This is a genomic window from Rhodococcus sp. P3_B8, from assembly GCF_056402775.1.
Map to the genome: position 1 here is coordinate 1 of NZ_JBFUGT010000190.1, position 12397 is coordinate 12397.

Genomic DNA, 12397 nt, shown 5'->3' on the forward strand with positions numbered 1-12397 from the left:
GTCCGGGATGCCCGCGCCGTGGCGAGGGCAGGTCCCGCGGAGTGACATCGAAGCGAAGAGGCGGGCCGGTGACTCGCATCACGCCAGCGTGTCGGAGGTTTCGGCAACTATGACCAGATTCGGAATAGTCCGCCGCTCAGGAAGTATTGGACGGCATGGATCCTGTGATGCGAGTCTCACTGATGCGAGCTGGTTTTTATCCACACCACTCCCTTTGGCGAGAGAGGGCATTACATGACCACGGCACCACCGAAGCGGACCGAGGCAGAGACAAAGGCGCGGAGGGCGGGTATCGCCTCGTTCATCGGCACCACGATCGAGTGGTACGACTTCTACATCTACGGCACCGCGTCGGCGCTGGTCTTCGGTCAGGTGTTCTTCTCCGACACCCTGCCGGCGGGCATGGGAACGCTCCTCGCGTTCGTCACGCTGTGGGCCGGGTTCCTCGCCCGTCCCATCGGCGGCATCGTCTTCGGCCATCTCGGCGACAAGATCGGTCGGAAGAACACGCTGGTCATCACGCTCATGATGATGGGCACCGCCACCGTCGGAATCGGACTCCTGCCCTCCTACGCGCAGATCGGAATATGGGCGCCCGCTGCCCTGGTGTTCCTCCGGGTCGTCCAGGGTGTGGCAGTGGGCGGTGAATGGGGCGGGGCTGTCCTGATCGCCAGTGAGAACGCACCCAAGGGGAAGGGGATTCTGTACTCGGCGTTCGCCCAGCAGGGGTCGCCCGCCGGAAACCTCCTGGCGACGATGGCGTTCTTCCTGCTCTCCGCCATGCCCACCCCGGCGTTCGTGCTCTACGGCTGGCGCATCCCGTTCCTGATCTCCGCGGCCCTGGTGATCGTCGGCATGATCATCCGTCTCAAGCTCGAAGAGTCGGACGCGATGAAGACCGTGCTGAAGCGCAAGAAGACCGTCGCACTGCCGATCGGTGAGGTGCTGCGCAAACATTGGGTCCTCGTCCTCCTCGGTGCGGGCGCGCTGCCCCTGGCCCAGGTGACGTACTTCAAGAACACCTTCGCGTTGTCCTGGGCCACCAGCGAACTCGGCTACGACCGGGGCACGTTCCTCGGCGCCATCGCCATCGCCCTCGTGGTTCAGTTCATCGTGCAGCCGTTCGGCGCCGTCCTGGTGTCCCGGATCGACATGCGGAAAGCCATGTGCATCATGGTGATTCCCGAGTTCGTTCTGATGCCGGCAATGTTCTTCGCGATCCGGACCGAGAACTTCGCCATTGCCGTCGTCGCGATGTGCCTCGCGACCATTCCGCACTCGATGTTCTACGGCGCCATCGCCGGAGTGCTCGCGCGTGCCTTCCCCGCCAACATCCGCTACACCGGTCTTTCCGCGGCCTACCAGCTGTGTTCGCTGGTCGTCGGCGGCGGCACCCCGGTGCTGGCGCAGTGGATGCTCAACTCGTCCGGAAACATCGTCGGCGTTGCGTTCGTGTCGGCCGGCTATGCCGCCGTCTCCCTGGTCTGCACGCTGTTGTTGCTGAACCGGACCGGATTCGACGCGCGCCGGTTGTCGACCGCGGAGCAATCCGACGCGGACGAACTGCAGCTCGACATCGATGAGGACGATGCGGTGGACACCGCTCCCAGTGCAGGGCAGGCCCGTGCGACAGCCCACACCTGACCGCGCAGGTCATTCCGGCGTGGGCAATGCCTCCTCGGACAGCCGGAGGACTTCCCGCAAGGCGGCGTTGTCGTCGTCCGCTCGCCACGCGATCCGCAGTTGCAGGGTGCTGGGACCGCCGACCAGCGGGAGGAACACGACATCCGGGTTGTTCACGTTCTCGGCCACGGAGGAGACGGTCAACGCGCAGCCGACCTCCGCGGACACCAACGCCATCAACGCCATCGAGTCCGGGGCGCTCTGCACGATCCGGGGCGTGAAACCGGCGTCGTGGGCCGCCCTCTGCAGGGAGTCGCGCAGCGCCGATCCGGGATCGGCGGGCAGCGTCACCCACGGCTCGGTGGCCAGTTCCTCGATGCGAACGCCGTCCCTGCCCGCGAGCGGGTGGTCGGTGGGCAGGGCCACCACGAATTCCTCGTTGAGGATGACGCGAGACGCGATGCCCGGCGGGGTGAAGATCCACCGGACCAGACCGATGTCGAGGGTTCCGTCGAGGAGCTTGTTCAGTGCTTCGCTCGCGAAAGCGGAACTGTCCAGAACGAATTCGATACCCGGATGGGTGTGCCGGACGAGTTTCGCCCACCGCCCGATGAGCAGGTGGGACGAGACTCCGGCGAAGCCGATGCGGACCCGGCCGACCTGTCCGCGCCCGGCGGCGGCGACGGCGATTTCCGCGAGCCGGCAGGCGTCCAGGATCTCGCGTGCCGGGCCGAGCAGTGCCTCACCGGCGGAGGTCAACCGCACGTTCCGCGTGTTTCTTTCGAAAAGAGTTGCCCCGAGCTGCTTTTCCAGTTGCCGAATCGTGCGGCTCAGCGGCGGCTGGGCCGAGTGCAGGCGCTGTGCGGCGCGGCCGAAGTGCAACTCCTCGGCGACCGCGAGAAAGGCAGTGATCTGAGAAATCTCCACGGGAGAACTATTGCAGTTCCGGCAACAGATTTGTCAACACTATTGAGTCAAACGGCGGTAATCCGGTGGGGAAGGTCCCGAGGCGACGTCCCGTCGTCCCGGAGAAGGGCATGGCGATGAGCAAAGTGGTCAGCATGGCGGAAGCCATAGGAACGTACGTCGAAGACGGCATGACCGTGTGCCTCGAGGGCTTCTCGCATCTCATCTCGTTCGCGGCCGCCCACGAGATCATCCGGCAGCAGCGGCAGAACCTCACGCTGTGCCGGATGACGCCCGACATCGTGTCGGATCAACTCGTGGCCGCCGGTTGTGTCACCAAGCTCGTGGCCTCGTTCTTCGCGAGCGGATCCGCCGGATCCCTGCACGAGTTGCGACGCCGTATCGAGCACCACGATCCGGTTGCCCTCGAGGTCGAGGAGTACAGCCACTACGGAATGGTCTGCCGCTATCAGGCGGGCGCCGCGCGCCTCCCGTTCTTTCCGCTGCGCTCCTATGCCGGAAGCGACCTTCCGCGGCTCAACCCGCGAATTCGACTCGTCGACGATCCCTACGGGGAGGGCACCGTGTACGTCGTGCCTCCGCTGAACCCGGACGTCACCATCGTTCACGCGCAGCGCGCCGACCGTCACGGCAACGTGCAGATCTGGGGTATCTCCGGGGTTCAGCAGGAAGCGGTGTACGCCGCGGGGAAGGCGATCGTGGTCGTCGAGGAGATCGTCGACGACGAGGTCGTCCGCTCCGACCCCAGCCGCACGCTGATCCCTTCTCACGCGGTCGATGCCGTCGTCGTCTGTCCGCGCGGGGCGCATCCGTCCTACGTGCAGGGCTACTACGACCGGGACTGCGCGTTCTACCGACGCTGGACCGCGATCAGCAAGGACTCCGCACTCCTGCAGGCGTGGCTGAAGGAGTGGATCCATGGCACCGCGAATCACGACGAGTACCTGGACAAACTCGGCGGCGACTACTGGAACGACCTCGCCGTCGAGCCTCGATTCTCCGAACCAGTCGACTACGGGAGCCGGAAATGAGCACAGCACCACTCGGAGAGGTCTCGGCGACGGAGATCATCGTGTCCGTCGCCGCCCGCGAACTCGCCGGGAAGGGGCGCGTCTTCGCCGGCGTCGGCTTGCCGACTCTCGCCGTCGATCTCGCCAAGAGGACAAGTAACCCGGACGTCGAATTGATCTACGAATCGGGAGTGTGCGGCGCCCACCCCGCCGCGATGGCCGAGGGCATCGCCGACTCGGTCGTCGTGTCGGGCGCGGAGTCGGTGGTGTCGATGTCAGCGTTGTTCGGCTACGTGCTGCAGGGCGGCAACGTCGACGTCGGATTCCTCGGCGCGGCCCAGATCGACCGGTACGGCAGCCTCAACACCAGCATCATCGGAGACTGGGACAAGCCGACGGTCCGGTTGCCCGGTGCCGGTGGCGCCGTGGAGATCATGCCCAACGCCGGCGAGATCTTCGTGGTGATGCGCCGACACGACCCCAGCGCTTTCCCCGCGGAACTCGACTTCTGCACGTCGCCGAGTCCCGTCCGGGCCCGGGCCGCAGGTGACGGGATCATGCCTCGAGGCCGAGGGGTGACGAAGGTGTTCACGAACCTCGGGGTGCTGTCGCGGCAGGGCCCGTTCGACGAACTCGAACTGGTCAGCGTGCACGAGGGGGTCACCGTCGACGACGTGCGAGCCCAGACCGGCTGGGAGCTGAAGGTCGCGGACGATCTCACCGTCACCGTCCCGCCGACCCGCGAGGAGATTCACCTGCTCCGCGATGTGATCGACACGGTTCGGCTGTATCTGCGCTGACCCGGTCAGCCGAGCGAGTCCAATACCGCCGTCAGGACCCGGATCGCGCCGTCCTTGTCGAGGGGGTCGTTGCCGTTTCCGCACTTCGGTGAGTACACGCACGACGGGCAGCCTGACGTGCATTCGCACGATTCGATCGCTTCCCTGGTCGCGCCGAGCSAGCGGGTGAGTTCGGCGTGACCCCGGTCGGCGAATCCGGCGCCGCCTGCATGACCGTCGTAGACGAACACAGTCGGAAGTCCGGTGTCGGCGTGCACCGCCGTCGAGACGCCGCCGATGTCGCCTCGATCGCACACCGCGACGAGAGGCAGGAGCCCGATAGCGGCATGTTCGGCGGCGTGGAGCGAACCGGGCACGCGTTCGGCCGGAACACCGGCCCGCACCAGAAGTTCCGGGGTGACGGTGTACATCACGGCGCGGGTGGGGAGGGTCTGCTTCGGCATGTCCAGTTCGACCGCGTCGAGGACCTCGCCCGAAGGCAGCCGTCGCAGGTACCCGATCACCTGATGGGTCACCTCCACCTCGACGAGCGCCACCTCGACGTCGCCGAACTGCTTCTGCTCGAGCACCGAGGTGACGGTGATCTCGGTGGTCTCGCGGGCCGACGTCGTCCAGTCGGGGTCCTCCGCGTGCACCAGCGCGAGTCCCTGGTCGAGGTCGAGTTCGTCGACGACGTACGACTCACCCTGATGGATGTGGACGGCGCCGGGGTGTGCTGTGGCGGGAGCGCGGCCCGTGTCGACAGTTCCGAGCATGCGTCCGGATTCCGACACGACAATTGCCACCTGGGTTCCGATTCCACCCCGGATATCCACTGCGCCATGAGGATTTGTGCCGGCGGTGACGAACCAGCCGTGTGCCCGCCGGCGGATCAGGCCCTGCTCGGCCAGCTTTCCGAGAACGTCGATCGCCCCGAACGCCTCGGCCTCGGCGTCGGACAGTGGTAGTTCCATTGCTGCGCAGAGCAACTGCGGGCCGAGGACGTACGGATTGCTCGGGTCCGTGACGGTCGCCTCGACGGGTTTGTCGAGCAGCGCGGACGGGTGGTGGACGAGGTAGGTGTCGAGAGGGTCGTCACGCGCGACCAGGACTACGAGCGATCCTTCGCCGCGTCGCCCGGACCGGCCTCCCTGTTGCCAGAACGACGCTACCGTGCCGGGGAATCCGGCGACCACGACGGCGTCGAGGCCGGCGATGTCGACGCCGAGTTCCAGCGCATTCGTCGTCGCCGCCCCCAGCAGTGTGCCGTCCGCGAGTGCGGTCTCGAGCTCACGCCGATCCTCGGCGAGGTACCCTGCTCGATACGACGCGACTCGCGACGAGAGTTCGGGATCGATCTCCCCGAGTAGGCGTTTGGTCGCCATCGCGGTCAGTTCCGCGCCCCTGCGGGAGCGCACGAAGGTGAGCGTGCGGGCCCCCTCGACCATCAGGTCGGCCATGATGCGCGCGGCCTCCGAACCGGCGGGCCGTCGAACGGGGCTTCCGTTCTCCCCGGTGACCTCCCGCATGAGCGGGGGTTCCCACAGCGCGACCGTCCGGGGACCGTGTGGTGAACCGTCTTCCACTACCTCGGCGCAGGGCGCTCCGATCAGCCGTGACGCCGCCGCCCCGGGGTCCGCCGTCGTCGCGGACGCGAGGACGAAGACGGGTTCGGCGCCGTACCGTGCCGCGATGCGCCGGAGCCGCCGCAGCACGAGCGCGACATTCGAGCCGAAGACACCACGGTAGGAGTGGCATTCGTCGATCACCACGTAGGCCAGGTTCCGGAAGAAGTGCGCCCATCGCTGATGGGTCCGGAGGAGGGAGATGTGCAGCATGTCGGGGTTCGTGAAGAGCCACCGCGAGTTCTCCCGTGCCCAGTGCCGCACTTCGAGCGGGGTGTCGCCGTCGAACACGCACGGGCACACGCCCCGGAGGTCGTCCCCGGCGTCCAGGACTTCCGAGTCGATGAGCGAGGTCACGGCCCGCAGCTGGTCTGCTCCCAGCGCCTTGGTCGGCGAGAGGTAAAGGGCGGTCGCCCGCGGATCCGTTGCCAGAGTGGTGAGTACCGGAAGCTGGTAGGCCAGGGACTTGCCCGAGGCGGTGCCGGTCGACACCACGACGTTCGTCCCGTGATGTGCCAGGTCGGCGGCGGCGGCCTGGTGGGTCCAGGGACGGGGGATCCCGTTCTCCTGCATGGCCCGGACGACGCTCGGGTGCGCCCACGCGGGCCATTCCGACAGCTGAGAAGTCCGGGCAGGCATTTCGGCGGCGAAAGTGAGCGGGTTTTCGTCTCGGGGAACGCCCTCGAGGACTCGGTTCAGCAGCGCCCGGCCGTATGTTTCGCCCGTATTTCCACTGTCGTCACGTGGTGAAAACGGTGTGCTCACTGATGTCTCCGGGCTGTCGTAGGGGACGGGCGAGTAGCTTCCACACCGCCACGACCTGCGCATTTGATGATAACGAGTGCCTCTCCGGGGCTGTCGCCCGGGGTGTCGTGACCCCCGCGTCAATCCACTGTTTCGTGCCTGTTCGCTACAAGATCAACTTTTTGTGTGAATTGTTCGGATTTCGACTGTTGCGTTCGCGGAGTTCATGGTTGACTACAACTGGTCGCAGCTTCTGTGTTCGTAGGCTTGAAAGAGTGAACGTTCGCAGGATCGATGTTGCGAACGCGGTGCTCTGCTTTTCCTGAGGGGGAAATCTAGAAGTACAGCGGTCGGAACCGGCCCGGCGGACTGTATGTGCTGTCCGCCGAATCCGGTGGTTAGAAAGAGAAGGAAAAGCATGGCACAGGGCACTGTGAAGTGGTTCAACGCGGAAAAGGGCTTCGGCTTCATCGCACCCGAAGACGGCTCCGCTGACGTCTTCGTTCACTACTCCGAGATCCAGGGCAGCGGCTTCCGCACCCTCGAGGAGAACCAGCGCGTGGAGTTCGAGGTCGGCCAGGGCACCAAGGGCCCCCAGGCTACCGGCGTTCGCGCAGTCTGATTCTGCCGTTCACATTCGTGAACACGTAAATCAGATAGGCGGGGTCCTCGTGACCGCGTCTGATTCGTCCCCCATCGCCTGAGGCGGTGGGGGACGAGTCGTTTTCACGGCAACGGTGCCGTGGCATAAGGGGGTACTTCAGTGAGCCAGCTCTCCTTCTTCTCCGCGGAGGCGATGCCGCCGGCAGTCACCGATCTGTGCGGTCTTCTCGCCGCGACGGGTCAGGTGGTCACATCGGCCGGGCGTGCGCGGATCTCGATCGTGGTCGACGCGCAGTGGAGGGCGGAGGCGATTGCGGAGTTGATCGACCAGGCCGGACTCGAGGTCGAGATCACGCGCAGCGACGAGGGAAGCCCTCTGGTCCGCACCGCGTCGGTCGTCGATTTGCGGCCGCTCGCGGACCAGTGGACGAGGGGAGCGGTCAAGGCGGTGCCCTCCGGCTGGGTGCCGTCGGGGCGTCAGCTGAGGGTGTGGGCTCTCGCGTCGGGCAGGTCCGAAGCGGAGGGGGAGCGGTTCGTCCTCGGACTCGATCCGCACGCCCCGGATACCCACGCGCCGTTGGCTCAGGCATTGATGAGAGCGGGCATCGCGCCGACGCTGATCGGCACCCGTGGCTCCGGTCCGGGGCTCCGAATCTCGGGTCGGCGTAGGCTCGGCAGACTCGTCGAGAGCATCGGCGAGGCGCCCGGAAATTTGGACGACCGTACCGGTTGGCCCCACGTGTAGAGCCGCGTAGACGGTACTGATCTGCGAGGATGGGTTCCGGGTATGTCACTCTAGTAATAGGCGAACCGGGTATAAAAGGGTTTGTCTGCACAACTGTCGAGTGGCAGCGATCGACTTCAGGAAGGCTCGGGCTACAGGTGGCTAAAGGGGACAACGGCAGTGCACAGGGTGCGGCGGGAGCGTCCGGCCAGCCTCGCCGCCTCGTGATCGTCGAGTCGCCGACCAAGGCCCGGAAGATCGCCCCGTACCTCGGAAAGAACTATGTCGTCGAGGCGTCGGTCGGCCACATTCGCGACCTTCCGCGCGGAGCCGCAGACGTCCCGGCCAAGTACAAGGGTGAGTCGTGGGCGCGGCTCGGCGTCAACGTCGACCATGATTTCGAACCGCTCTACGTGGTCAGTCCGGAGAAGAAGTCCAAGGTCACGGAGCTGAAGAGTCTCCTCAAGGACGCCGACGAACTCTTCCTGGCCACCGACCCCGACCGCGAGGGCGAAGCGATCGCCTGGCACCTCCTCGAGACGCTCAAGCCGAAGATCCCGGTTCGCCGGATGGTCTTCCACGAGATCACCGAGCCGGCCATCCGCGCCGCGGCCGAGGACACCCGCGAACTCGACACCGACTTGGTCGACGCTCAGGAGACCCGCCGCATCCTCGACCGTCTGTACGGCTACGAGGTCAGCCCCGTGCTGTGGAAGAAGGTCATGCCGAGGCTGTCAGCGGGCCGCGTGCAATCCGTCGCCACCCGCGTCATCGTGCAGCGCGAACGCGAGCGGATGGCCTTCCGTTCGGCGTCCTACTGGGACATCTCCGCCACCCTCGACGCCGGCGCCGAGGCCAGCCCCCGCAGTTTCGGGGCGCGTCTGGTGAGCGTCGACGGCTCCCGGGTGGCCACCGGCCGCGACTTCGGCGCGGACGGCCAGCTGAAGACGAGCACCGTCACGGTTCTGGACGAGGCGCGGGCGCAGCGTCTGGCCGAGTCCCTCGCCGGTGTCGACCTCACCGTCTCCTCCGCCGAGAGCAAGCCGTACACCCGCAAGCCGTACGCGCCGTTCATGACGTCGACGTTGCAGCAGGAGGCGGGCCGCAAGCTCCGCTTCACGTCCGAGCGGACCATGCGCATCGCGCAGCGGCTGTACGAGAACGGCTACATCACTTACATGCGTACCGACTCGACGACCTTGTCGTCGTCGGCGATCGCTGCCGCCCGCGCGCAGGCCACCGAGTTGTACGGCGCCGAGTATGTGCACGACACACCGCGCCAGTACACGCGCAAGGTCAAGAACGCGCAGGAGGCGCACGAGGCCATCCGCCCGGCCGGCGACGTGTTCCAGACCCCTGGTCAGCTGCACTCCCGCCTCGACACCGACGAGTTCCGCCTGTACGAGCTGATCTGGCAGCGGACCGTGGCGTCGCAGATGGCGGACGCGCGGGGCACGACGCTGACCCTGCGGATCACCGGAACCGCGGGCACCGGCGAGGAATGCACCTTCTCCTCCTCGGGCCGCACCATCACGTTCGCCGGATTCCTGAAGGCCTACGTGGAGAGCGTCGACGAGGAGGCCGGCGGCCAGTCCGACGACGCCGAGTCGCGCCTGCCGGTGCTCGTCGAGGGCCAGGCGGTCACCGCCACCAAGCTCGACCCCGACGGCCACACCACCAACCCGCCCGCCCGCTACACCGAGGCGAGCCTGATCAAGACCCTCGAAGAGCTGGGCATCGGCCGCCCGTCCACCTATTCGTCGATCATCAAGACCATTCTCGATCGCGGATACGTCTACAAACGCGGCAGCGCGCTGGTCCCGTCCTGGGTGGCGTTCGCCGTCATCGGTCTCCTCGAGATGCACTTCGGGCGGTTGGTCGACTTCGACTTCACCGCCGGGATGGAAGACGACCTCGACGCGATCGCCGGTGGCCGGGAACAGCGCGGCAACTGGCTGAGCAGTTTCTACTTCGGCGGCGATCACGGCGCCGAGGGTTCGGTTGCCCGTGAGGGCGGCCTGAAGAAGATGGTCGGCGTCAACCTCGAGGAGATCGACGCTCGCGAGGTCAACTCGATCAGGCTCTTCGACGACGCCGAGGGACGGGAAGTGCACGTCCGCGTCGGACGGTTCGGTCCGTACCTCGAGCGGATGGTCCAGAACCCGGACGATCCCGAGGGCGACCTCATCTCCCAGCGGGCCAACCTGCCCGACGACCTTCCGCCGGACGAGCTGACACCGGAGTACGCGGAGAAGCTGTTCTCGACGCCGCAGGAGGGTCGCAAGCTGGGCGTCGACCCGCTCACCGGCCACGAGATCGTCGCGAAGGAAGGCCGCTTCGGCCCCTACGTCACCGAGATCCTTCCCGAGCCGGAACCGGAGCCCGAACCGGCAGTGGTGCCGGTGACGGACGAATCCGGCGACGGGACGACCAAGACGAAGACAGCTGCCAAGAAGGCGCCCGCGAAGAAGGCGGCGGCGAAGAAGGCCACCGGTCCGAAGCCACGGACGGGTTCGCTGCTCAAGTCGATGGACCTGGCTACGGTGACCCTCGACGACGCCCTCAAGCTGCTGTCGCTGCCGCGCGTCGTGGGTGTCGATCCGGAGTCCAAGGAAGAGATCACCGCGCAGAACGGTCGCTACGGCCCGTACCTGAAGAAGGGGACGGATTCGCGGTCCCTCGCCACCGAGGACCAGATGTTCACGGTGACCCTCGACGAGGCTCTGAAGATCTACGCGGAGCCCAAGCGCCGCGGTCGTCAGGCCGCGGCCACCCCGCCGCTGCGTGAGCTGGGCGTCGACGCGGTCAGCGAGAAGCCGATGGTGATCAAGGACGGCCGGTTCGGGCCGTACGTGACCGACGGTGAAACCAACGCCAGCCTCCGCAAGGGCGACGAGGTGGAGTCCATCACCGACGCCCGCGCTTCGGAACTGCTGGCGGATCGGCGTGCCCGCGGTCCCGTCAAGAAGAAGGCGACCGCGAAGAAGGCGCCGGCCAAGAAGGCGGCAAAGAAGACCGCCGCCAAGAAGGCGCCGGCCAAGAAGGCGGCCTCGAAGAAGGCAGCGGACAAGAAGGCGTGAGCCGGTACCTCGGGCCGGTCGTGCTGTCGCATGTGCCGGTTAGGCTGGCGCGGTGACGGTATTCGACCGGTTGGTGGGCCAAGAGGACGTCGAGGCCGAGCTGACGGCCGCGGCGACCGCGGCCCGTCGCGGAGTCGGTGCGATGGGCTCCTCGATGACGCATTCGTGGCTGTTCACCGGCCCRCCCGGATCGGGTAGGTCGGTGGCCGCGCAGTGTTTCGCCGCAGCACTCCAATGCACCAGCGACGGCGTTCCGGGCTGCGGCGTCTGCMACGCCTGCACCACAGCGATGGCCGGTACCCACGGCGACGTCCGGCAGGTCGTCCCCGAGGGCCTGAGCATCAGCGTCAAGGAGATGCGCGCCATCGTGCAGACCGCCGCCCGACGGCCGAGCACCGGGCGCTGGCAGATCGTGGTCGTCGAGGACGCGGACCGGCTCACCGAGGGGGCGGCCAACGCCCTCCTGAAAGTGGTGGAGGAGCCGCCGGATCGCACCGTGTTCCTGTTGTGTGCGCCCTCCGTCGACCCGCAGGACATCTCCGTGACGCTGCGGTCGCGCTGCCGGCACGTCCATCTCGTGACCCCGTCGGCTGATTCCATCGCCAAGGTCCTGCGCGAGCGGGACGGCCTGGATCCCGCCGATGCGCGACTGGCAGCCTCGATCAGCGGCGGTCACGTCGGGCGCGCCCGACGTCTTGCGACAGATCTCAATGCCAAAGTGCGTCGTAAGGACGCTCTGGATCTCGCTGTCGCGGCACTGCGACCCGCCACCGCGTTCGCCGCGGCGGAGGAACTGGTGCGTTCGGCCGATGCGGAGGCGAAGGAGATGAGCGCGTCCAGGGACGAGCAGGAGACCGAGGAGTTGCGCACCGCGCTGGGGGCGGGCGGCACCGGCAAGGGTGCTGCCGGAGCTCTGCGAGGCTCGGCCGGCGTGCTGAAGGATCTCGAGAAGCGCCAGAAGTCCAGGGCCACTCGCACGGGCCGTGACGCACTCGACCGTGCATTGATCGATCTGGCCGGTCTCTACCGCGACGCGCTCGCCGTCGCATGGAAATCGAACGCGGCCGCGAACCACCCGGACATGGCGGATCGGGCGGCCGACCTCGCCGCGCGAACAACGCCGGAAGGCCTTCTGAAGTGCATCGAAGCCGTCCTCGAGTGCCGCGAGGCGATCACCGTCAACGTCAAACCGCAGTGGGCTGTCGACGCCATGGTGGCCACTCTCGGCGATGCGTTCAGGGAGCCGTTTTCGCATACTCGGGGTTGAGGCGCTAGACTCGCC

The 12397-nt window shown here is 66.8% G+C and carries 9 protein-coding genes; 7 read left to right on the top strand and 2 right to left on the bottom strand.

From position 1 onward, the window contains the following. Window positions 1-234: 234 nt before the first annotated feature. Window positions 235-1644: an MFS transporter gene (locus AC1D1G_RS32370; protein ID WP_105421745.1), complete on the top strand. Its 1410-nt coding sequence runs from the start codon at window positions 235-237 to the stop codon at window positions 1642-1644. Window positions 1645-1653: 9 nt separating this feature from the next. On the opposite strand, the gene AC1D1G_RS32375 is transcribed toward AC1D1G_RS32370, so the two are convergent. Further along, window positions 1654-2550: a LysR family transcriptional regulator gene (locus AC1D1G_RS32375; RefSeq protein ID WP_280782888.1), complete on the bottom strand. Its 897-nt coding sequence runs from the start codon at window positions 2548-2550 to the stop codon at window positions 1654-1656. 110 nt (window positions 2551-2660) lie between these two features. On the opposite strand from AC1D1G_RS32375, the gene AC1D1G_RS32380 reads away from it, so the two are divergent. Both AC1D1G_RS32380 and AC1D1G_RS32385 read left to right on the top strand, forming a co-directional pair. Next, on the top strand, window positions 2661-3581 hold the full coding sequence (locus tag AC1D1G_RS32380; RefSeq protein ID WP_005248463.1) for a CoA transferase subunit A: 921 nt from the start codon (window positions 2661-2663) through the stop codon (window positions 3579-3581). Continuing rightward, entirely contained in the window at window positions 3578-4360 is a 783-nt protein-coding gene (locus AC1D1G_RS32385; RefSeq protein ID WP_283354204.1) for a CoA-transferase subunit beta, read from the top strand. The genes AC1D1G_RS32380 and AC1D1G_RS32385 overlap by 4 nt, the downstream gene beginning before the upstream one ends. 5 nt (window positions 4361-4365) lie before the next feature. Here AC1D1G_RS32385 and AC1D1G_RS32390 read toward each other — a convergent pair whose 3' ends face one another. Next, window positions 4366-6729 carry a DEAD/DEAH box helicase gene (locus AC1D1G_RS32390; protein WP_477955272.1) on the bottom strand — a complete coding sequence of 788 codons (2364 nt, stop codon included), beginning with the start codon at window positions 6727-6729 and terminating at the stop codon, window positions 4366-4368. Window positions 6730-7126: 397 nt separating this feature from the next. Here AC1D1G_RS32390 and AC1D1G_RS32395 point away from each other — a divergent pair, with 397 nt between their 5' ends. The 4 genes from AC1D1G_RS32395 to AC1D1G_RS32410 all read left to right on the top strand — a co-directional run bounded on the left by AC1D1G_RS32395 (window position 7127) and on the right by AC1D1G_RS32410 (window position 12382). Then, entirely contained in the window at window positions 7127-7330 is a 204-nt protein-coding gene (locus AC1D1G_RS32395) for a cold-shock protein (RefSeq protein ID WP_005248460.1), read from the top strand. 141 nt (window positions 7331-7471) lie between these two features. After that, window positions 7472-8056 (top strand): hypothetical protein, encoded by a 585-nt coding sequence (locus AC1D1G_RS32400; RefSeq protein ID WP_477955274.1) that lies wholly within the window; start codon window positions 7472-7474, stop codon window positions 8054-8056. A gap of 137 nt (window positions 8057-8193) precedes the next feature. Beyond that, window positions 8194-11115, top strand: coding sequence for a type I DNA topoisomerase (gene topA, locus AC1D1G_RS32405; RefSeq protein ID WP_283354206.1), 2922 nt, complete (start codon window positions 8194-8196; stop codon window positions 11113-11115). A gap of 52 nt (window positions 11116-11167) precedes the next feature. Then, a complete protein-coding gene (locus AC1D1G_RS32410) occupies window positions 11168-12382 on the top strand; it encodes a DNA polymerase III subunit delta' (RefSeq protein ID WP_477955275.1) in 1215 nt (404 codons plus the stop codon). The last annotated feature ends 15 nt before the right edge of the window (window positions 12383-12397 follow it).

Bases quoted from the DNA above. Each gene is read 5' to 3' on its own strand.
- AC1D1G_RS32395 (WP_005248460.1), top strand. From the start codon at position 7,127: ATGGCACAGGGCACTGTGAAGTGGTTCAACGCGGAAAAGGGCTTCGGC.
- AC1D1G_RS32385 (WP_283354204.1), top strand. From the start codon at position 3,578: ATGAGCACAGCACCACTCGGAGAGGTCTCGGCGACGGAGATCATCGTG.
- AC1D1G_RS32370 (WP_105421745.1), top strand. From the start codon at position 235: ATGACCACGGCACCACCGAAGCGGACCGAGGCAGAGACAAAGGCGCGG.
- AC1D1G_RS32380 (WP_005248463.1), top strand. From the start codon at position 2,661: ATGGCGATGAGCAAAGTGGTCAGCATGGCGGAAGCCATAGGAACGTAC.